Below are 20119 nucleotides of genomic sequence, written 5' to 3'. Positions count from 1 at the left end.
CGGACGGCAGAAATTCCCCTGAGGTTCCGCTTGTCCGCCGGAAATACTGCGGAGCACAGCAGGACTAGGTGTTTCCCTCGTTTTCCGGGAATGCGGGAATCCCTCAGGACCCTTCCCGGACGGCCGGTCACTTGATGAATTCTTCGACGACCTTCGGCGGCCACATGCCGACCTTGAGCACACCCATCGAGTAGGCACGGGATACCAGGGCGGCACGGTTGGGCACCTTGAGCTTCCGGAGCAGGCCGGTGACGTGGTATTCGACGCCCTGCCTGCTGAGATACAGCCGGGAGGCGAGCGGGACGGTGGAAATTCCGGCGGCTATCCCCTCCAGGATGCGCGCGTCGATCTCGGTGAGGATCTTCTTGCGGCTGGTGACGACGCCCGCCTCCTCGGCGGACGCCTGCCCCGGCGGCATCATCACCAGGATCGCGGCGTCCCCCGGGGTGCCGCCGCGCACGGAGATCGCCGTGAGCGTGCTGGAGAACGCCGAGTCCTCCCGGGACTCCTCCTGCCGCAGGGCGACCACGTGGGTGGCGAACCGCTGGCGCCGGCCCTCGACCAGGCCGGAGAACTGGCGCAGCAGCGGCTGCTGGACGCTGGGGTGCACCAGCTCCTGGAACCTGCGCCCGCACACGTCCTCGGAGGTGGTCCCGAACTGCCGGAAGAACTCGGGGTTCGCCTGCCGGATCGTCAGCGCGGGGTCGAGATACGCCATGCACATACCGGGCTGCTCGAACTGCGGACGGACACCGGCCTGGTCATCTGCAAGTACGGAAGTGGCCACGAGACTGCCAACCTTTCGGATCCCACTCAACGTTCGGAACCGCGCGCTAGAAATGCGACAAAGAATTGCGGTATCCGGGCCTCGATCCCAATGGCCCGGTTTCTGACCAACTGATCGAAACAGTAGGTACTTCCGCTGAGCCAAGTCAACGACATGCCGTCTCGCCACGGTTAAACCTGCGGTTTGCCCTTCCGGATGGTTCGGTTGACCGGTCTCGTGCTTTCGGTACTTCGGTTCGGTCGGGGGTACGGTCCAGTGGTACGGGTCCGAAACGCGTCAGTGGCCCGGCCGGAACGTCCCCGGCCGGGCCACTGGTACGGCGTCGCGCGCCCGCCCCCCTACCGGCCGGCGGCCGGCAGCAGGCCCCCGTGCACGGGCTCACGGGAGAGCCGTTCGAGGTCGGACTCCACCATCATCCGCATCAACTGAGCGAAGTCCACGGTCGGTTCCCAGCCCAGCTCGGCCCGTACGCGCCGGCTGTCGGCGCACAGGACCTCCACCTCGGCCGGCCGGACGAGGGCGGGGTCGACGACGACGTGGTCGGTCCAGTGCAGGCCCACGCACGCGAAGGCGCAGCGCACCGCGTCCCGGACGGAGTGCATTCGGCCGGTTCCCACCACGTAGTCGGCGGGCTCGTCCTGCTGCAGCATCAGGTGCATGGCGCGCACGTAGTCACCGGCGAAGCCCCAGTCGCGCACGGCGTCCAGGTTGCCGAGGTCGAGCCGCTTCTGGTGGCCGAGCTTGATGCGGGCGGCGGCGAGGGAGATCTTCCGGGTGACGAACTCGGTGCCGCGCCGCGGGGACTCGTGGTTGAAGAGCACGCCCGACACCGCGTACATGCCGAAGGTCTCGCGGTAGGTGCGGGTGATGTGGTGCCCGTAGGTCTTCGCCACGCCGTAGGGGCTGCGGGGGTGGAAGCCGGTGGTCTCGCTCTGCGGGGTCTCGGCGGCCCTGCCGAACATCTCGGAGGAGGACGCCTGGTAGAAGCGGATCCGGCCGCCGTCGGCGTGCCGGGAGCCGTTGAGGTCGCTCACCATGCGGATGGCTTCGAGCATCCGCAGGACGCCCGTGCCGTTGACCTCGGTGACCAGTTCCGGCTGCTGCCACGAGCCGGGCACGAAGGAGAGCGCGCCCAGGTTGTAGACCTCGTCGGGCTGTACGGTGTCCACGGCCGCCACGAGGCTCGCCTGGTCCGTGAGGTCGCCGTCGACGAAGGAGAGGTCGGAGGCGAGGTGGCCGACGCGCGACGTCCTGGGGTTCGTCTGGCCCCTGAGCAGGCCCCAGACCTGGTATCCCTGTGACAGCAAGTGTTCGGCGAGGTACGAACCGTCCTGTCCGGTGATCCCCGTGATCAGCGCGCGCCTGGTCATCCCGTCGCCTTCCCTTCCTGCCCACGGACCGAGACCGCCCCCCGCCGTCCGACCGTCATTGCGACGCACGCTCGCAGCCGCGCCGGAAGGGTGTCAATGAAATCCCGATAGACTAGGGAATTTGCGGACTACGCCGGAGCCGGTGCGGCGGGCAGGGAGACGACCATCGTCAGCCCGCCGCCGGGGGTGTCCTCCGGGGTGAGGGTGCCGCCCATGGCCTCGGTGAGCCCCCGGGACAGCGCGAGGCCCAGGCCGAGGCCGGTGGTGTTGTCGGTGTCGCCGAGCCGCTGGAAGGGGGCGAAGGCACGTTCGCGGTCGGCGGCCCGTATGCCGGGCCCCCGGTCGACGACGCGCAGTTCGACCCGTGCGGCCAGCGCGCTGGCGGCGACGGTGACCGCCCGGCCGGGCGGCGAATGCCGGGTGGCGTTGGCCACGAGGTTGGCGAGGACGCGTTCCAGCAGGGGCGGGTCGGCCAGCACGCACGGCACGTGCTCGACGTCGTGGACGACGACGCGCCCCGCAGGGGTGTCCGGCAGGCTGTCCAGGGCCTGCGGCAGCACTTCGGCCAGCGCGGTGGGCTGCAGGTGCAGGGTCAGGGCGCCGGCCTGGATGCGGCTCATGTCGAGCAGGTTGTCGACGAGCCGGCTGAGCTTGGCCATCGACTCCTCGGCGGTGGCCAGGAGTTCCTCCTTGTCCTCGGCGGAGAAGTCGACGTCACGGCTGCGCAGGGAGCTGATGGCGGCCCAGCCGCCGGCGAGCGGGGTGCGCAGGTCGTGGCTGACGGCGGCGAGCAGCGCGGTGCGCATCCGGTCGGCGGCGCGCACCGGTTCGATCTCGGCGGCGGCCTCGGCGAGGCGGGCGCGCTCCACGGCGGCCGTCAGGTGGGCGGCGAAGGCGGTGAGGACGCGGTGCTCGGTGGCGGGCAGGACGCGGCCGCGCAGCACCAGCTCGTCCCCCTCGCCGACGGGCACCCGGGTCTCCGCCCCGTCCTGGCCCGGTGCCGTGCCGGCGGACGCGCGCCCCGGCTCGCGGCCGCGGGGGCGCAGTTCGGCCGACTCCATGCCGAAGGTCTCCCGGGTGCGCTCCAGCAGCACGGGAACGGCCTGCTCGCCGCGGAGGATGCCGACGGCCAGGGAGGAGAGGGTCCCGGCCTCGGCGGTGGCGCTCGCGGCGCGGCGGCTCAGCCGCAGGGAGCGGTCCACGATGGCCGCGACGGTGACGGCGACGAGCGCGAAGACGGCCAGGGCGAGGACGTTGTTGGCCTCGGCGATGGTGAAGCGGCCCGCGGGCGGGATGAAGTAGTAGTTGAGCAGCAGCGACGCCGTGAGCGAGGCCAGCAGCGCGGAGGCCACCCCGCCGATGCAGGCCACGCCGACGACGGCCACCAGGAAGAGCAGCGCCTCGCTGGTGAGGTTGAGGCCCAGGGCGTCGGCGACCGGGGGCCGGCGCAGCAGCAGGGTCAGCGCCAGAGGCAGCAGCAGCCCGGCGGCGGGGCCGCCGAGGCGGCGGGCGCGGGAGAGGTCGCGGCCGGGGACGGGCCGGGTGCGGCCGCGGCCCGCGCGTTCGTGGGTGACCAGGTGCACGTCGATGTCTCCGGACAGCTCGACGACGGCCTCGCCCACCCCGCGGGCGTCGGCGACGCGCCGGAGCCGGCCGCGGCGGCTGACGCCGACGACGAGCTGGGTGGCGTTCTCGGCGCGGGCGAACGCCAGGAGGGCGTCGGGCACGTGGTCGCCCACCACGGTGTGGTAGCTGCCGCCCAGGCTCTCCACGAGGCGGCGCTGGCCGGCCAGCGCGGCGGGCGAGGCGCCGGCGAGCCCGTCGCTGCGGGCGACGTGCACGGCGAGCAGGTCGCCTCCGGAGGAACGGGCGGCGATGCGGGCGGCGCGGCGGATCAGGGTCTCGCCCTCGGGGCCGCCGGTGAGGGCGACGACGACGCGTTCGCGGGTCTCCCACACGCCGCCGATGCCGTGCTCGGCGCGGTAGCGCTGCAGGGTCTCGTCCACGCGTTCGGCGAGCCACAGCAGGGCCAGCTCCCGCAGGGCGGTGAGATTGCCGACGCGGAAGTAGTGCGAGAGGGCCGCGTCGATCTTCTCGGGGGCGTAGACGTTGCCGTGCGCCATGCGGCGGCGCAGCGCCTCGGGGGCCATGTCGACGAGTTCGATCTGGTGGGCGCGGCGGACGACCTCGTCGGGCACGGTCTCGTGTTGCGGCAGTCCGGTGATCCTCTCGACGACGTCGCTGAGGGACTCCAGGTGCTGGATGTTGACGGTGGTGACGACGTCGATGCCGGCGGCGAGGAGGTCCTCCACGTCCTGCCAGCGCTGGGCGTTGCCGGCGCCGGGGGCGTTGGTGTGGGCGAGCTCGTCGACGAGGACCACGTCGGGCCGGCGCTTCAGGACGGCGGCGGTGTCGAGCTCGTGGGACTCGGCGTCCGGGGTGGAGCACCGCAGGCGGGGCAGGACCTCCAGGCCGTCGAGCATCTCCTCGGTGTGCGGGCGGTGGTGGCATTCGGCGAGGCCCACGACGACGTCGGTGCCGCGCAGGGCGCGGCGCCATCCCTCGTCCAGCATGCGGTAGGTCTTGCCGACGCCCGGGGCCGCGCCGAGGTAGACCTTCAGACGGCCGGGCCGGGTGCCCGTGGTGCCGGTCATGGAGTGCTCTCCTTGGTCGGGGTTCCATGACGTATCGTCAGCCCGGACCGGCCGCAGGTGACCGTGCGGAGCCGGACGTTGACACGTTCCTGACTCCGCACGGCCGGATGTCGCCCCTAGCGTCGCGCGTCCACCACGGTGCGCAGCTTTCCGCTGGTGGGGGTGCGCTCCAGGGCGGCGCCGTCCACCGTCTCGACGTCGAGGTCGAGCAGCCCGTCCCCGACGGCCGAGCGCAGTTCCTCGTAGCCCGCGAGGAAGGCCGCGCGCAGCTGCTGCGGGTCCGTGCCGGTGTCCTCGGCGCGGACGGTCAGCCGCTCGCGGACGCTGGAGCGGCTGAGCGCCACCTGCAGTTCGCCGCGGTGGCCGCAGTCCTGCTCGGCGATGGCCACGAAGCGGCGGTAGTTGAGGAAGTAGGAGGCCACCCGCATCACGTCGCCTCCCCTGCCGAGCAGTTCGAAGCGCGGAGACCGGTTGCCGCAGGGGCAGGGGCCGGGCAGGGCGCGGCCGAGGTCGCCGATGACGTAGCGGCCGAGGTTCTGGCCGCGCCGGGCGTGCGTGGTGAACACCAGCCGGCCCGTCTCGCCGGGTGCGACCGGCCGGTCGGCGTCGGTCTCCAGGATCTCCAGGGTGTGCAGGTCGGCGTGCAGGTGGTGGACGCCGCCAGCGGACTCGGTGCACTGGTAGCCGAGCGGGCCGAGGTCGGTGCTGCCGTAGGTGATGGAGCGGACGACCTCGATGCCGAACGTCTCGGTGAGGGTGCGGCGCTGCTCCTCGGTGAAGTGCTCGCCCCCGTAGAAGATCTTGCGGATGCCGCCGTACGAGCGCAGCAGGTCCGCCTGTTCGTGGAGGAGCTGCCACAGGTAGGAGGGCATGCCGAAGAGGGTGTCCACCTCGTGGGCGACGATCATCTCGGCCGTGACCCGGTGGTCGGGGCCGGCGGCCATCGGCATCTGGACGCCGCCCAGCCGCTCCAGGATGGAGAAGAAGCTGATGAAGCCCCCGTACATGCCGCCGCAGTAGAAGAGGTTGGCGGTGCGGTCGCGGGCCGGGTCGTAGCCGGCGGCGAGGAGGCCGCGGGCAGCGGCGTGCATCTGGGTGTCGTAGTCGTCGTAGCTGAACAGCGACAGGGCGGGGGCGCCGGTGCTGCCGCCGCTGCGGAAGTACAGCTCGGCGTCGCGCGGGTCGACGCCGGCGTTGAGCTCCTGGACGGCGGCCTTGTCCAGCAGCGGGCCGTCCGGCGCCGGGAAGGAGACCGGCAGGGTCAGGTCGTCGAGGCAGGCAGTGGTGGCGAAGCGCTCGTCGGCCTGGACGGCGACGCGGCGGCTGTAGCGCTGCAGGGCGTAGACGCCGTCGTGCGGTTCGCCGCAGTACCCGTCGAGCATGGCGCCGAGCGGTGTGACGCGGGTGGCGCCGGCGGCCAGGACGAGCCGGGACAGCTCCGCGACGTCGGTACGGCTGCCGGCGATGCCGGCGGTCTGCAGGTAGCGGCGCATGGGACGCAGGGTGGCCAGCGCACGCTTGCGGGGCAGCGGCTTGACCCACACGCTGCGGTGCAGCGGGGAGGCGGTGAGCGCGGACCGGGTGTCGGCCATGACGCGCCAGGAGCCGTCGGGGGCCGTGATGACCCGGGTGAGGCCGAGGTGCTGTTCCAGGCGGGCGACGAGCTCGGTGGTGGTGAGCTCGGCCTCCTCGGCGGGGCCCGGCTCCTCCTGCCGGACGGCGGGGGGCATCGCGGCCAGGACGCCGGCGAAGCGCTCGGCGAAGGCGAAGACCTCCTTCTCGTCCTCGGTGTCGAGGTAGACCACCTGCGGGCTGGAGCACGCCTGCTGCTCGTGCAGGCAGACGTCGGCGGCGAGGGCGGTCAGGGTCCGCCCGTCGTGCCAGGCGTCCGGGGTCAGGTAGGCGAACGAGATCTTGTGGCCCCACTCGACCAGGCGGCAGCCGGGCGGCACGTGGGCGGCCACGCCCTCGACGGCCGCCTCGCCGCCCCACACCGCGACGGCGTCGGCGGGGGCGCACATCAGGCGCAGCCAGTCCTGCCGGGAGGAGGAGAAGCGCAGCACGATGACGCGCTCGGCGATGGCGCCGGTGGGGTCCAGGGCGGCGAGTTCGGCGAGCAGGTGCTGGGCGAGGAGGGTGTCGGCGCTGCTGGTCTTGAGGACGTTGACGTTGCCGGCCAGCAGGCCCTCGACGAGGCTGAGGGGGGCGACGGTGGCGGCGTTGCCGGGGGCGATGTGGGCGACCAGGCCGACCGGAGCCCACGCCTCGTAGACGGTCTCCCTGGCGTCGGGGCGGGTGAGGCGCTGCGGGGTGGTGCCGCCGAGCTCGCGGCGGAGCTTGCGGGTGAGTTCCGGCCGGCCGAGGAAGGCGGCCAGCTCGGTGAGGACGGAGGTGTCCTCGCCGTCGGCCAGGTGTTCCGCGAGGCGGGCGCGGGTGGGGTGGGCCGGGTCGCGCAGGGCGGCCGCGAGCCGCTCGCAGGCGGCCAGGACGGTCTCGGTCTCCAGCGGCCCGGCCAGCGCGGCCTCGACGGTGGCGGGCAGGGCGGCCAGCCGGCGGCCCGCCTCCTCGTCGTCGATGAAGGCGCCCTGCCAGTAGTGGTGGTGGGTCAGCGGTGCGGTCCCGGTCGTCATGACATGCCCTTCATCAGTTCGGCGGCGGCCACCGCGCAGCTCTTGTTGCGGCTCACTCCGGCGCGGCCGCGGTGGGTGAACCAGGGGGTGTCCAGCTCGCAGCCGCACTCCTCGCCGGGGTGCAGGGAGGCGAGGTCACCCATGACGACGCTCTGCGCCGGCACGGACGTGATGTACGGGGAGACGAGGTGCAGGTAGCCGGTCTCGCCGTACGGGAGCGGCTCCAGGGTGCGGGTGGAGCGGATGAACATCCGGGACCACACGGGGGCGTGCAGGCGGTGGTGGTCGCACTCGATGTAGGGGATGCAGTGCTCGACCGAGCCGAAGGTGTCGCGGATCCGCTCGGAGGGGACGCCCAGTTGCTCGGTGATGCGGCCGTACAGCTCGTCCTTGCCGATCTGCCGGTCCGCGTGGCCCTTCCAGCCGCCGCCGAAGAGGATCAGCGAGCCCTCGGGCAGGGTCAGGGGCGGCATCCCCATCGCGCGCATCCGCTCCAGCGCGAACCACAGGAACGCGGGGAAGCCCAGGATGCGCACGGGGACGTCGTCCTCGGCGTAGCGGCGCAGGGCGGCGATGGTCCCGAAGGGGTCGAACTCGTGGCCGCTGCCGGTGTGGCGCAGTGCGTACGCGACCTCCCGGGCGGGGGCGAAGTCGCAGAGGTAGTTGTCGGTGAAGGAGGTGCCCAGCTTGAGGTCGGGGGCGGGCTCGTAGCTGGAGAGCAGGTAGTTGACCTGCTGGTCGGGGGTGATCCAGCCGTTGCGGTCGAAGATGCGGGCCACCATGCGCTGGGCGGAGCGGATGGTCCAGCGGTCGAAGAACATCTGCGACTTCTGTCCGGTGGTGCCGGAGGAGGTCAGGTGCAGGTGGACGTCGTCGCGGGGTATGGAGAGCACTTCGTGGCGCTTGAAGAAGTTCGCGTGCACCAGGGGGGCGCGGTACTTCTCGTCCTGGCCGGTGTGGGCGTACAGGTCCCGGAAGAAGGGGGAGCGGTCCGCGTGCCAGGCGTGGATCTCGGCCATGGCGGCGGCGAAGAGTTCCTCTTCGGCGGGGCCGCAGGCGTAGGGGTCGGTCAGGTCGCACAGTTCCTGCAGCCGGGGCAGGAGCGCCGGGTCGGGAACGTCGATCGGGGCGAGGTGGGGATGGACGGGGTTCATGAGGCAACCTCGAGTGTGGGCAGGTAGGTCGACGCCCAGGCCGACACGTAGGCGTCCAGGTAGGGCTGGAGCGGTTCGTCGACGACCACGCCGCGGAAGTCGATCTGTTCGGCGGTCCGGGACATCACGACGTAGTCGTGGAAGCCGTCGCCGTCGGTCTCCGGGCGCATCGCCGGGTAGAGGGCGCTGGGGATGAAGCCCTGGGCGAGGAAGGCGGAGAGCATTCCGTGTTCGGAGAGCGGCAGCAGCGCCTCGACGTAGCCGGCGCCGGCCCGGGTGAGGGTCCGGGTGATCGCCTCCAGGCAGTCGGCGGCGACGGCGGGCGTGGGGTGGGCGGCGACCAGGGCGCAGTAGCGTCCGGTGCGGTTGAGGTAGGCGTACACCTCGAAGCGGTCGTCGTCGGCCACCAGCAGGGTGTTGGGGGTGTGCAGCGGGTAGAACCAGCGGTCGGCGTCGGGGAAGCGGTCGTGGAAGCGGCGGCGTACGAAGCCGGGCGCCTCGATCATCTCCAGCCGTGCCGTGGTCGTGCTCGTCGGCGTGGGCCGGGGCGGGGTGACGGCGGTGTCCGCGTAGTCGATGCCCAGGTTGCGCTCGACGGTGCGCAGGAGCGGCGCGAGCGGGGCGGGCACCTCGGGGACGGGGACGCGGCGGCTGAGGACCCCGGCGGAGTGACGCGCGTAGAGCGCGAGGCTCTCCCGGCTGTTGAGGGCCACGGCGTTGGGCAGGACGCCCATCGGCCGGAAGCCGTTGCGGGAGACCACGCGCTGCGGTCCGACGCTGACGGTGCGGACGGTGGCGTACACCGAGTCCAGCCGGCCGGTGTCCAGCATCCGTGCGCACAGCTCCTCGGTCAGCGTCCCGGCCAGTCCGGCCGCCCGGTGGTCCGGGTGGACGGCGAGGCCCTCCAGCTTGCCGGTGCGGCTGCCGGCCTCGCTGCGGATGGCCGCCGATCCGGCCAGGCCGCCGGTGCGGGAGCAGCGGGCGACGAGCCAGAGGGAGTGCGGGTCCGCGATGAGGCGGGACATCTCGGCGGGGTCGGTGCCGAGCGCCACGGGGTAGTGCGGGCCGTAGACGGCGTAGTAGAGCTGGCGCAGGTCGGCGATGTCGGCGGGGGTGGCCCGGTCGATGGTGGCGGTCATCTCTCTCCTCCGGCGGCCACGAGCGGGGACGGTTCGGCTTCGGCGGCGGGCTCGGGGGCGTCCGGTGCCGGCTCGCGCAGCAGGGCCAGCGCGCAGGCGGCCGGCAGGAGTCCGGCGGCCTGGATCAGGCACAGGGTCTGCGCGGAGAGCTGGTCGCCGAGCAGGCCGAACAGCAGCGAGGCGAGCGGGAAGGTGGCGCCCAGCACGGCCTGCATGACGGCGAAGAAGCCGGGCTTGTCGGCCGCGGGCACCAGCCGCTGGAACAGGGCCACGAAGCGGACGCCGATGACGCCCACGCACCAGCCGGCCACGACCAGGCAGCCGGCGATGACGAACCGTCCGGCGAAGAGACCGGGCACGGCGAGCACCACGGCCATCGCGCCGAGCAGCCAGGCCCCGGTGACCGTGGGACGGCCGGGCACCCGGGCCCCGGTGAAGGAGCCGATCAGCGTGCCGGTGCCCAGCGACGCCTCCAGCAGGGCGACGGTGCCGCCCCCGTCGTGGAGCACCGAGGCGGTGTAGAGCGGGATGACGACGAAGACGGCGGTGGTGAAGAGGTTGGCCGCCGTGAAGCAGATCAGGATGCGGCGGACGAAGGGCAGGTCGGCCAGGATGCCGCGCAGCGTGCGCTGCTCCCCCGCGGCCTGCGCCGCGTCCTCGCCGGGTGCGTCCGCGGCCCGGAACCGGGCGGTGGCGATGAGCACGGCGGCGCCCAGGTACGCGGCCGCGCAGCCGACGGCGAGACCGGCCACACCGGCCCGGTCGACGATCAGGGCGCCGAGCAGGGCCCCGCCGAGTCCGGCGAGCGACTGGGTGGACATCTCGAAGCCGGTGGCGGCCTCGATGTCCTCGTCGTCGACGAGTTCGGGCACGGAGGTGGTCAGGCAGGGGTCGAAGAACGCCTGGCAGGTGGCGAGGGCCAGCGTCGCGGCGTAGGCGGCGGCCAGCGGGAGGCCGCTGGTGTACGCCCAGGCGGCGAGCGCCGCGGCGGCCGTGCCCGCCGCGCCGGCCGCGGTGCGCAGCACCGAGCGGTGGGCGAAGCGGGCGACGGTCCGCGCGACGACGGGCGCCAGGGCCACGGCGGGCAGCGTGCTGACCGCCATGAACAGCCCGGAGGCCAGTCCGCGGCCGCCGCTGACGGCGTAGGCGATGAGCCACCAGGACACGCCGACCTGGAACATGCGGACAGCGGCCTGGGTGAGCACCTGGCCGAGCCAGACGGTGCCGAAGGCGCGGTTGCGCAGGACGAGCGGCAGGCGGCGCGCCTCGTCCGTGGTCGCGGTGGTCATGCGGTCGGCCTCTCGTCGAGGACCCGGACGAGCTTGCCGGACCGGGAGTTGACGACCAGGTCGCTGTGGCGCACCCACTCCACGGCCAGCGGGTGGACGTATCCGGCGCAGACGCTGTCGGGGTAGAGCGGGCGGGCGTCGTTCAGCTCGGTGACGACCGCCTTGGCGAGGATCTCCAGGCCGGCCGGGTCGTCGTCGCCGGGGGCGGTGGCCAGGCGCAGCACGAGCTGGTCGCGGCCGTCCCGGCGGCGCACGACGAGCTGGGTGCCGGTGACGCGGCCGTCGGTGTCCGCCTCCTCGACGGCGGCGAGCGCGTCCTGGGAGTACAGCGAGACGGGGCCGACGCGGACGCCCTCCTCGGCACGGCCGAGGATGCGGAAGTGGCCGGCGGCGGGGTCGGTCCACTCGGCGCGGTCGCCCGCGGGGTAGCGGATGACGGGCATGAGGCGGCGGTAGAGCTGGGTCACCAGGACGCGTCCGGGGCGGCCGGCCTCGTGAATGGGCTCACCGGTGGTCTCGTCGACGATCTCGACGACGGTGTGCGGGGTGAAGGCGCGGTGCACGCGCGGGTCGGGGCCGGGTACGGGGCGGCCGAGGAGGCCAGCGTCGACGCTGGCGTAGCCGAGGGAGCGCGGTTCGGCGTTGGGAAAGGCCGCGGCGAGCAGCCGTCGCTGGTCGGGGAAGAGCGCCTCGCCGCCGAAGAACAGCAGTTCCACGAAGGGGAGCTGACGGTCCGTCGCCACGATGTACTCGGCGAGCCGGCACAGGGTGGTGGGGGTGCCGGCGACCACGTCGGCCCGGAAGTCCTGGAGGGTGGGGACGGTCGTCTCCAGGGGGGCGCCGCCGCCGATGGGCAGGCGCACGTTGTCGACGGGGGCGTGGGCGAGCGAGTCGAGGATGAACAGGAAGCTGGCGTAGAGCTCCCCGGCGTAGAAGAGGTCCGCGACGCGGTGGCCGGGGCGCAGGCCCGCCTCGACGAGGCCCTGGCCGAAGGCGGTCACGAACTCCCGCCATTCCTCGCGGGTGTAGCAGGAGAACTTCGGGGCGCCGGTCGTGCCGCCGGTCTTGTAGACGACGGCTTCGCCGAGCGGGCCGGTCAGGACCCTGTTGTCGTGGAGGGTGTTGGCCTTCCAGAAGGCTTCCTGGTCCACGGCGGGGAGGTCGGCGAGGCGGTCCGCGCCCGGGGGCAGGTCCGCGTAGAGGTCCGAGTAAAAGGGAGAGTTATGGCGGGTATAACGCAGGAGGTCCGATAGCTGATGGACGGACATGCAGCCTTTGCCTAGGAGAATGCGGGACGAGTTCGGGGACGGTGCCAGGGCATGGCAACGCACCGCGGAGGAAGGGGAGTTCCGCCGCAGGCGTTGCCGGTGCCCAGCGTTCCGCGGGGTGCTTGTGCCGTGCACTCCCGACGTCGCTCCGGCGTCACTGGGGACGCACGATCACGAGGGAACGCCGTAGAAGATATCGCAAAACCACCCCCATCCTGACCACATGTCAGGCGAAGGTGGCTAAAAACCTTTGTTTCTTTCGTCTCAGGGGCTTCAGACCGCAAGACCTGCATCCCGCGCGAGCAGGGCGGCCTGCACGCGGTTGTCGCACTCCAGCTTGGCGAGGATCCGGCTGACGTACGTCTTCACGGTGGCCTCGCTCATGTGCAGCCGCCGGCCGGCATCGGCGTTGGACAGGCCCTCGCCGAGCAGCGCCAGGACGTCTCGTTCGCGCGTGCTCAGCAGGGCCACCCGGCGCCGGGCGTCCTCGGCCCGGCCGGTGACGGCGCCGGTCGCCAGCGAGTCGGCGACGTGCCGGGTGGCGCCGGGCGACAGGTACGCGTCCCCCGCCGCGGCGGCCCGGACCGCGCCGATCAGCTCGCCGGGTGCCGAGTCCTTCAGGAGGAAGCCGGCCCCGCCCTGGCGCAGAGCCCGCAGCACGTTCTCGCGCTCGCCGAAGGTGGTGAGGATCAGCGTCCGTACACCGGGGGCGGCCCGGCGGAGCTCGCCGAGGGCCGTGAGCCCGTCGAGCACCGGCATCCGGATGTCCAGGAGGGCGACGTCCACGCCGTGTCCCCGCGCCAGCTCGACCGCCTCGCGCCCGTTCGCCGCCTCGGCCACGACCTCGATGTCGTCGGCCGAGGTCAGAATCATCCTGATGCCCGCTCTGATGAGGGGCTCGTCGTCGGCGATGAGGACGCGGATCACCTGGTCTACTCCTGTTGGGGTCGCTCGGGCGCGCTAGCTCTCGACGTGGAACTCGCGCTTCTCGGACAGTTTCCCGTCCTTGAAGCAGAAGCGGTAAACGGTGTCGGTGGTCAGCCCCCGTGAGGTGTCGGTGGACAGCAGGGACAGACAGCTCGTACCGGCGGGCGCCGCGGGCAGCTTGTCCTTGATGTCGGAGGTGAGGACGGACTTGCCCGAGGGCAGCTTCTCGCGCACCTGCTGCTCGGGTTCGCCGACGGTGACCGACTCGTAGACGCTCGGATCGATCATTCCCTTGTCGGCCTCGTCGACGATCTTCCCTATGCCGAAGAGGGCGGCGACGGCCAGCAGCACCAGGATCAGCAGGCCGAACCCGCAGCCCATGAGGCAGCCGTTGCTCTTCTTCGTGCTCATGATGTCCTTGAACTCCTCGCGCGGATCCAGCCGGTCGATGACCGGTCCACCGTCGCTCAGAGCCCCCATCCCGGTCTGCTGCCGAAAGTCGTCGTCCGCGTCGACGAACGTCGCGGTCTTCCCGGCCTCCCTGGCCTCGGCGGAGTCGTACGGCAGCACGCCCGCAAGCCGGAAGCCGCCGCCGGCTGCGGGCCCGGTGAACACCATGCCGCCGACGAGCCGGGCCCTCTCCCGCAGCCCGGTCAGGCCCTGCCCGCCGCTGACCGCGTCCCCCTGCGGCACCGCGCGGGCCGCCGGGACCGGCCCGTTGGCGACCTCCACCAGCAGGGAGTCCGGTTCATAGCGTAGGTTGACGGAGATGGCCGCGCCCGGGGCGTGCTTGGCCGCGTTGGTCAGCCCCTCCTGAACGATCCGGTATCCGGTGTGGTCGGCGGCCGGGGCCAGGGGGCGCGTCCGGCCGGACTGCTCCAGGCCGACCTGCAGGCCCGCGGCGGCGGCCGCGTCGACCAGCTCCTTGACGCGGGACACCACCCTGGAGACGGGCTGTTCCTCCTCCGGGGTGCCGTCCTTGAGGATGCCGACGACCTCGCGCAGCTCCTGCATGGCGGCGACCGATGCCTCCCGCAGCACACCGACCGCCTCGCGCTGACTCCCGGTCAGCTCCCGGTCGACCTCCAACGCACCGGTCTGCACGGCGATGAGCGCGAGCTGATGGCCCAGGCTGTCGTGCATGTCCTGGGCGATGCGCTGCCGCTCGCGCAGCCGCGCCTGTCCGGCCACCATCTCGCGCTCGCGCAGCAGCTGGGCGTTGCGCTGCTGCAGGGTGTGCAGCAGGGTGCGGCGCTGGATCCGGTAGCGGCTGACGAGCCCGGGGACCACCGCGAACACCAGGAACAGCGCCGTACCGAACACCAGGACGAAGACGGCCTGGTCCGGCGCCTTCCAGAGGGCGAACGCCTCGAACAGCAGGAAGGAGGCTCCGGCGGCCACCAGGGCCCGCAGCACCCCCGGGATCCTGCGCCCGGCCGACCAGCCCGTCACGCCCAGCAGGAGCATCCCGCCGGCGGTCACCCCGCCCAGCGCGCCCGCCGCGATGAGCGCACCGGCCGGCAGGGCGCGCCGCACCAGCGACAGCACGGCGGCGAGCAGACCGGCACCGATCATCCACGGCCAGCCGCGCCCGGGCTCCCCCGTCGCGCCGCACAGGCCGAGCACGAGGGCGAGCGCGCTCTCCCCGGCCACCCGTCGCCGGGACCACTCCCCCGGCGCGGTCAGCCGTTCCCACAGGTCACGCGCCCACAGCGTTGCATTCACACCGGCACCATAGGCAGCACCGGCCGCCCGGCACATTCATCGAAGGTCTCGGCGTGGTCCTACGAAAGTAGATCGCCCGCAGGCACGGCCTACGGCAGCTGGTCGGCGCCGCAGTGCCGGCAGCGGCCGGCCCGCACGGGCAGGTCCTCCGACAGGCAGGCCGGGCACGTCTTGAGCGGCCCGGGCTCCTCGAAGACCACCACGCCCCGGCGCGCCTGCACGTGCTTGTAGGGCACGACGATGCAGAAGTAGACGACGGCCATGAAGATCAGGAAGTAGATGACCGCGGAGAGGAACGCACCGAGGTCGAGGTACGTCGCCTGGTTGCCCGCCCGGCCGAGCTGCCAGCCCAGCCCCATGGAGCGCCCGCCCTGAAGGCTCGCGATGATGGGGTTGATCACGGAATCGGTGAACGCCTTGATCAGCGTGGACAACGCCAGCGCGATGATCAGACCAACGGCCACGGTGACGATGTCACCGCGCATCACGAAGTTCTTGAATCCCTTGAGCACGCGCTGAACGCTACCGCCCGCACCGCGCGGTCCCGCGGTGCGGCACGAGGTCCGTACGACGAAGTCGTGTACGGGTCACCTCGTCGTGTACGGCTCACATCGAGGGGTGGGCCTCCACATGGGTGACCTCTTCGATGTCGTGCCCGGCCTTCTGCAGCAGCTGCCGGGAGAGCTCGTTCAGGGCCCGCGCCGCCGCCAGCTCCTCGCCGACCCGCAGCTGCTCGGGGTCGTCCGGGTGACGGGTGGCATGGCCGCGCGCCCTCAGTTCCGTGCCGTCCTGGAGTCTGAGCAGTGCGGCCGCACGCGTCCGCTTCTCGACCTCTTCGAATTCGACCTCGACGTGCCAGCCGACGATCGTCTGCATGACGTCCACCTCCTCCACTACCTCTCCAGCGTGCACCCGGTCGCCCGATCGCGCATGTGCTTGCCCGTCGGCTAGGGCCTGTCCGGGGCCGGGGCGGCCCCGAACGCGCGCACCGCGTCCTCGACGATCGTCTGCAGTCGCGCGTGGTGGGCGCCGCGCCAGTAGACCCGCCCGCACGCAAGGCACTGGGCGAAGACGTCGTAGGTGCGGCGCGTGCCGTGCTCAAGGTGCTCGCGGACCGCGTCCTTGTCGGCGTCCTGCAGCGGGCCGTTGCAGGCGGTGCAGCGCGTCCACGGCGCCAGCGGCGGCGCGAAGCGGCCGAGCACGTCGCGCAGCTGGTCGTCGGGCCGGTCGCTGTAGACGTACGCGCCCGCCCACAGCTCCCGGCGCCGCAGCAGCCCCCGGTCCCGGGACAGCAGGACGCGCTGCTCGGCCGCGGACAGGGCGGCCAGTGCCGGGTCGCCGATGTCCTCGCTCTCGTACGCCGCGTCGACCCCGAGCAGCCGCAGCCGCCGGGCGAGCGTGCCCAGGTGCACGTCGAGCAGGAACCGCAGCGGGGCGCCCGGCACCTCCTGGGGGCGGGTGACCGCCTCGACCGACACGGACTCCCCCGGCCCCGGGACGTGGGAGGTGGGTACCTCCCGTCCGTCGACGAGCAGCCGGCCGACCTCGGTGAGCGGGACGCCGAGGGACTCGACCACGTGCCCCAGGGTCGAGACGCCGTCGGTGATCACGGGCGTACCCGGCCGACGACGGTCGGCGGGAAGGAAGATTCGCAGCTCAGAGGCAAAGTCAAAGGGGATTTCAGGTCCGTTCACGCAGCACAGCATGCCATTGCGCCACGCCGGGGTGCCCGGGCTTTTCCGGCCCGTCGGCACAGCGGCCTCACCCCGCCGCGGCCGGACCACCGGTGGTGGTGGTCGCCTCCCAGACGTTCACCTGTTCGTGGTCCGCCAGCCGCTCCTGCCGGTAGCGGCCCGCGGAGACGCCGTAGGCGCGCTTGAAGGCATGGGCGAAGGCGAACTGCGAGGTGTAGCCGATGCGCTGGGCGACCGCCGCCAGCGGCGCGTCGGACTCCCGCAGCAGCCGGGCGGCCAGGGTCAGACGCCACCAGGTGAGGTACGCCAGGGGCGGTCTGCCGACCAGGGCGGCGAACCGGCGGGCGAACGCCGCCCGGGACAGGCCCGCCCGGCCGGCGAGTCCGGCCACCGTCCACGGCTGCGCCGGGTCGGCGTGCAGGGCGCGCAGCGCGATGCCTATGGCCGGGTCGGCCAGCGCCCGGCACCAGCCGGTGTCCGCCTGCTGCGCCGTCCGTTCCTCGTACCAGGCGCGCATCAGATAGACGAGCATCAGCTCCAGGAGCGCCGGCAAGGTCGCGTCCGTTCCGGGCCCGGGACGCTGGAGTTCGTCGCCGAGGAGGACGACGGTGGCGGCCAGCGCGGCGTGCCGGCCGGGGCGCGTGGGCAGCCGGATGACCTCGGGGTAGTCCTCCAGCAGCGGGTGGGCGCGGGACCGGTCGAGCCGGTAGGCGCCGCAGAGCAGGACGGTGGGTTCGGGGGAGTCGCCGGCGAGCGCGTGGGCGGTGCCGTGCGGCAGGAACACCGCGTCGCCCTCGGCGAGCTCCACCGGCTCCCCCGCACCCTGACGCAGGATCAGCCGGCAGCTTCCGCGCAGCACGACGTGGAAGCCGACGCCGGCGTAGGGCGCGATGTCCGTCCGCCACCTTCCGCGCCGTTCGGACAGCGTCGAGTAGGGGCGGCCGGTGCGCAGAGCGGCCATGGTGTCACTGAGCACGTCCATGGGCCCGAGTATGCAGCCCGGACGCCCCGGGCCCACGGCCGCCCCCGACGACCCCGAGCACCGCCGGGCGAGACGATGACGTATAAAGCGGCGACGGACACGTATTGGCCGTCTCATCGGCGCCGCATAGCGTCGAGGACATGCAGACGATCACTTTGGGCGGCGTGGACGTCACCCGCGTCGTGGAATGGCACGCACCGGTCGCCCCCACCACCGACATCTTCCCCGCGAGCACGCCCCGGATGTGGCAGGACAACGCGTCCTGGCTCGCCCCGGACTTCTGGGATCCGCAGACGGACGCCCTGGTGGCCAACGTGCAGACGTGGGTGCTGCGCAGCGGGGGCCGGACGATCCTCGTCGACACGGGTCTGGGCAACGACAAGGAACGGCCGCACATGCCCGCATGGTCCGGACTGCGGACGGACTTCCTGGGCCGGCTGCTGGCCGCAGGGGTCCGCCCGGAGGACGTGGACGTCGTGGTGAACACCCATGTGCACGCCGACCACGTGGGCTGGAACACCCGTCTGGTGAACGGCGAGTGGGTCCCCACCTTCCCCAACGCCACCTACCTCATCGCCAAGGCCGACTTCGACTACTGGAACCCGGCCGGCAACGGCCGCAGGCGCGGCGCGCTCGGCGGCGTGGGCATCGACCTCGCGGGCGGCAACATGTTCGAGGACAGCGTCGCACCGGTGCACCGGGCCGGCCAGGCAGTGCTGTGGGAGGACGGATACCGCATCGACGAGCACCTGTCCCTGGAACCGGCCCCCGGGCACACGCCGGGCTCGTCGGTCCTGCGGCTGGAATCCGGCACGGACCGTGCGCTGTTCATCGGGGACCTGGTGCACAGCCCGCTGCAGATCGCCCACCCGGAGTGCGACACCTGCCTGAGCGAGGACCAGGTGGCCGCCACCCGCTCCCGGCTGCGGATCCTGGAGCAGGCCGCCGAGACCCGGGCGCTGGTCTTCCCGGCGCACCTTCCCGGCCACGGCGGCGCCGAAGTCCGCCGTGACGGCGGCGGGTTCGCCGTCACCCGGTGGGCACCGTTCGACCGGACCCGCTGAGCCCGTCGGCAGGAGGGGTGACTGCGGGGGCTGCTCCATGCGGGCGGTCATGGGGCACGAACGGTGAACCCGTGGCCCGGGCACGGCATGCATGAGGCACTCCGACGCCCGTTGCCCCTTCAGGAGAAAGCCGGAAGCCGACATGCTGGTCACCCAACTCGCCCTGGTCTCCGAGACGAGCCAGATCACGCCCTCCCAGCTCACCCGCGTCGCCGCGGCCCTGCAGAAGCAGGCCATCCGCGACTTCGGCCCGATCTGGAACCTCCCCGCCTCGGTCGACGCCTTCGACAAGCTGGAGGACGTCCCCGTCGGCTACTGGCCCATGATCGTCAAGGACGACATCGGGATGGAGGGCGCGGCGGGCGTCCACCTGGACGACAACGGCCAGCCGTTCTCGCTGATCGAGTACAGCGACAGCTGGTCGCTGACCGCCAGCCACGAGATGCTGGAGATGCTCGGCGACCCCGGGGGCAACCGGCTGGTGGCGGGCCAGTCGCCGAAGCCGGGGCAGGGAGTGGTGGAGTTCCTGGTCGAGGTCGCCGACCCGCCGGAGGCGCCCGAGTACGGCTACACGATCAACGGGCTGCTGATGTCGGACTTCTTCACGCCCCATTTCTACGACCCCGTCGTCGCGCCCGGCGTCCGCTACAGCTTCGGCGGCCATCTGCCCGGCCCCCGGCAGATCCTGCCCGGCGGCTACCTGAGCTGGCACGACCCGGTCACGGACCACTGGTGGCAGCAGATCTGGTTCGGCACCGACAAGCCGCAGTTCCGGGACCTGGGCAAGCTCACCGCCCGGGCGGGCAGCCTGCGCTCGGCGATCGACGCCCGCACCCGGACGACGCAGCGCATCGCCGCCAGCGGCCCGACCTCGGAGCGCTTCTCGGCGGCCCTGAGCCTGACGGCACGCGTCAAGGAGTCCACCGGCTCGCGGGCCTCGGCCTGGCGCACGCAGATCCAGGCGCTGCAGTCCGGCAGCAGCACGGAGGGCACATGGGAGGGCGGGGCGCAGGACAATGACTGAGGGAGGGCCGGCACGCCGCACGGTCCGTCCGGCCGCCCGAGGAGGTTCTGCGATGGGCGAGAACGCGAAGGACACCGGCAGGCGCACGGCACGCGCCCGCCAGCTGCACCGGCTGATCGACCGCCTCAAGGCCGGGGAACCGCCCGCCGCCGGAGCCGGGGCGGGCACCCCCGGCCCGGGCGCCACGGACAGGGACGCCCCGCCGAACCTGCGGGAGGCCGTCCACCGGCGGATGCGGGAGCTGGACGAGGCCGAGCGCCGCGACGCCCGGCACGGCGAGGAGTGAGCCGCGCGGCCGGCGGCCGGCCCCCGAGGGCCGGCCGCCGGTGCCGCATGCGGCCGGCTCGCGGGACGGTCAGATCGTCGCGGTGTCGATGACGAAGCGGTAGCGGACGTCGCTGGCCAGCACGCG

17 protein-coding genes are annotated in these 20119 nt (G+C 72.7%); 3 read left to right on the top strand and 14 right to left on the bottom strand.

Annotated features, from left to right (window positions below):
• Positions 1-127: 127 nt before the first annotated feature.
• The 14 genes from IE182_RS02000 to IE182_RS01935 form a co-directional block, all read right to left on the bottom strand.
• Positions 128-817, bottom strand: a complete 690-nt coding sequence (locus IE182_RS02000) for a PAS domain-containing protein (protein ID WP_373303491.1) — start codon at positions 815-817, stop codon at positions 128-130.
• A gap of 308 nt (positions 818-1125) precedes the next feature.
• Positions 1126-2157 (bottom strand): GDP-mannose 4,6-dehydratase, encoded by a 1032-nt coding sequence (locus IE182_RS01995; RefSeq protein ID WP_190107831.1) that lies wholly within the window; start codon positions 2155-2157, stop codon positions 1126-1128.
• Positions 2158-2285: 128 nt separating this feature from the next.
• Complete coding sequence (locus tag IE182_RS01990) at positions 2286-4811, bottom strand: sensor histidine kinase (protein WP_190107830.1); 2526 nt, start codon at positions 4809-4811, stop codon at positions 2286-2288.
• Between the two features lie 116 nt (positions 4812-4927).
• Entirely contained in the window at positions 4928-7441 is a 2514-nt protein-coding gene (locus IE182_RS01985) for an acyl-CoA reductase (RefSeq protein ID WP_190107829.1), read from the bottom strand.
• Positions 7438-8595, bottom strand: a complete 1158-nt coding sequence (locus tag IE182_RS01980; protein ID WP_190107828.1) for a LuxE/PaaK family acyltransferase — start codon at positions 8593-8595, stop codon at positions 7438-7440. Before IE182_RS01980 ends, IE182_RS01985 begins: the two co-directional genes overlap by 4 nt.
• The gene (locus IE182_RS01975; protein WP_190107827.1) at positions 8592-9734 is read right to left on the bottom strand and encodes a GNAT family N-acetyltransferase; all 1143 of its coding nucleotides are present in this window, start codon (positions 9732-9734) and stop codon (positions 8592-8594) included. Before IE182_RS01975 ends, IE182_RS01980 begins: the two co-directional genes overlap by 4 nt.
• Positions 9731-11023 (bottom strand): MFS transporter, encoded by a 1293-nt coding sequence (locus IE182_RS01970; RefSeq protein WP_190107826.1) that lies wholly within the window; start codon positions 11021-11023, stop codon positions 9731-9733. The genes IE182_RS01975 and IE182_RS01970 overlap by 4 nt, the downstream gene beginning before the upstream one ends.
• Positions 11020-12291, bottom strand: a complete 1272-nt coding sequence (locus IE182_RS01965; RefSeq protein ID WP_190107825.1) for a phenylacetate--CoA ligase family protein — start codon at positions 12289-12291, stop codon at positions 11020-11022. The genes IE182_RS01970 and IE182_RS01965 overlap by 4 nt, the downstream gene beginning before the upstream one ends.
• 273 nt (positions 12292-12564) lie before the next feature.
• Positions 12565-13218 carry a response regulator transcription factor gene (locus IE182_RS01960; RefSeq protein ID WP_190107824.1) on the bottom strand — a complete coding sequence of 218 codons (654 nt, stop codon included), beginning with the start codon at positions 13216-13218 and terminating at the stop codon, positions 12565-12567.
• A 33-nt stretch (positions 13219-13251) separates the two neighbouring features.
• A complete protein-coding gene (locus IE182_RS01955; RefSeq protein WP_229844505.1) occupies positions 13252-14943 on the bottom strand; it encodes a sensor histidine kinase in 1692 nt (563 codons plus the stop codon).
• 89 nt (positions 14944-15032) lie between these two features.
• Entirely contained in the window at positions 15033-15455 is a 423-nt protein-coding gene (locus IE182_RS01950; protein WP_190107822.1) for a large conductance mechanosensitive channel protein MscL, read from the bottom strand.
• Positions 15456-15549: 94 nt separating this feature from the next.
• A complete protein-coding gene (locus IE182_RS01945; RefSeq protein ID WP_190107821.1) occupies positions 15550-15819 on the bottom strand; it encodes a DUF1876 domain-containing protein in 270 nt (89 codons plus the stop codon).
• Between the two features lie 71 nt (positions 15820-15890).
• Positions 15891-16637, bottom strand: coding sequence for a Mut7-C RNAse domain-containing protein (locus IE182_RS01940; protein WP_190107820.1), 747 nt, complete (start codon positions 16635-16637; stop codon positions 15891-15893).
• Between the two features lie 67 nt (positions 16638-16704).
• Positions 16705-17619, bottom strand: coding sequence for an AraC family transcriptional regulator (locus IE182_RS01935; RefSeq protein WP_190107819.1), 915 nt, complete (start codon positions 17617-17619; stop codon positions 16705-16707).
• A gap of 140 nt (positions 17620-17759) precedes the next feature.
• Between IE182_RS01935 and IE182_RS01930 the strand changes: the two genes are divergently transcribed.
• The 3 genes from IE182_RS01930 (at position 17760) to IE182_RS01920 (ending at position 19993) form a co-directional block, all read left to right on the top strand.
• A complete protein-coding gene (locus tag IE182_RS01930; protein WP_190107818.1) occupies positions 17760-18683 on the top strand; it encodes an MBL fold metallo-hydrolase in 924 nt (307 codons plus the stop codon).
• Positions 18684-18825: 142 nt separating this feature from the next.
• On the top strand, positions 18826-19707 hold the full coding sequence (locus tag IE182_RS01925) for a hypothetical protein (protein ID WP_190107817.1): 882 nt from the start codon (positions 18826-18828) through the stop codon (positions 19705-19707).
• A gap of 52 nt (positions 19708-19759) precedes the next feature.
• A complete protein-coding gene (locus tag IE182_RS01920; protein WP_190107816.1) occupies positions 19760-19993 on the top strand; it encodes a hypothetical protein in 234 nt (77 codons plus the stop codon).
• Positions 19994-20119: the final 126 nt, after the last annotated feature.

The sequence above is a fragment of the Streptomyces cinnamoneus genome (assembly GCF_014650495.1).
In the GTDB taxonomy this organism is placed as follows: Bacteria; Actinomycetota; Actinomycetes; order Streptomycetales; family Streptomycetaceae; genus Streptomyces; species Streptomyces cinnamoneus.
Note: the sequence above shows the minus strand (reverse complement) of the source record. Positions and strands in the feature narration are given on the sequence as shown.

Bases quoted from the DNA above. Each gene is read 5' to 3' on its own strand.
- IE182_RS01995 (WP_190107831.1), bottom strand. From the start codon at position 2,157: ATGACCAGGCGCGCGCTGATCACGGGGATCACCGGACAGGACGGTTCG.
- IE182_RS01975 (WP_190107827.1), bottom strand. From the start codon at position 9,734: ATGACCGCCACCATCGACCGGGCCACCCCCGCCGACATCGCCGACCTG.
- IE182_RS01930 (WP_190107818.1), top strand. From the start codon at position 17,760: ATGCAGACGATCACTTTGGGCGGCGTGGACGTCACCCGCGTCGTGGAA.
- IE182_RS01985 (WP_190107829.1), bottom strand. From the start codon at position 7,441: ATGACGACCGGGACCGCACCGCTGACCCACCACCACTACTGGCAGGGC.
- IE182_RS01935 (WP_190107819.1), bottom strand. From the start codon at position 17,619: ATGGACGTGCTCAGTGACACCATGGCCGCTCTGCGCACCGGCCGCCCC.
- IE182_RS01980 (WP_190107828.1), bottom strand. From the start codon at position 8,595: ATGAACCCCGTCCATCCCCACCTCGCCCCGATCGACGTTCCCGACCCG.
- IE182_RS01970 (WP_190107826.1), bottom strand. From the start codon at position 11,023: ATGACCACCGCGACCACGGACGAGGCGCGCCGCCTGCCGCTCGTCCTG.
- IE182_RS01990 (WP_190107830.1), bottom strand. From the start codon at position 4,811: ATGACCGGCACCACGGGCACCCGGCCCGGCCGTCTGAAGGTCTACCTC.
- IE182_RS01945 (WP_190107821.1), bottom strand. From the start codon at position 15,819: ATGCAGACGATCGTCGGCTGGCACGTCGAGGTCGAATTCGAAGAGGTC.
- IE182_RS01925 (WP_190107817.1), top strand. From the start codon at position 18,826: ATGCTGGTCACCCAACTCGCCCTGGTCTCCGAGACGAGCCAGATCACG.
- IE182_RS01920 (WP_190107816.1), top strand. From the start codon at position 19,760: ATGGGCGAGAACGCGAAGGACACCGGCAGGCGCACGGCACGCGCCCGC.
- IE182_RS01965 (WP_190107825.1), bottom strand. From the start codon at position 12,291: ATGTCCGTCCATCAGCTATCGGACCTCCTGCGTTATACCCGCCATAAC.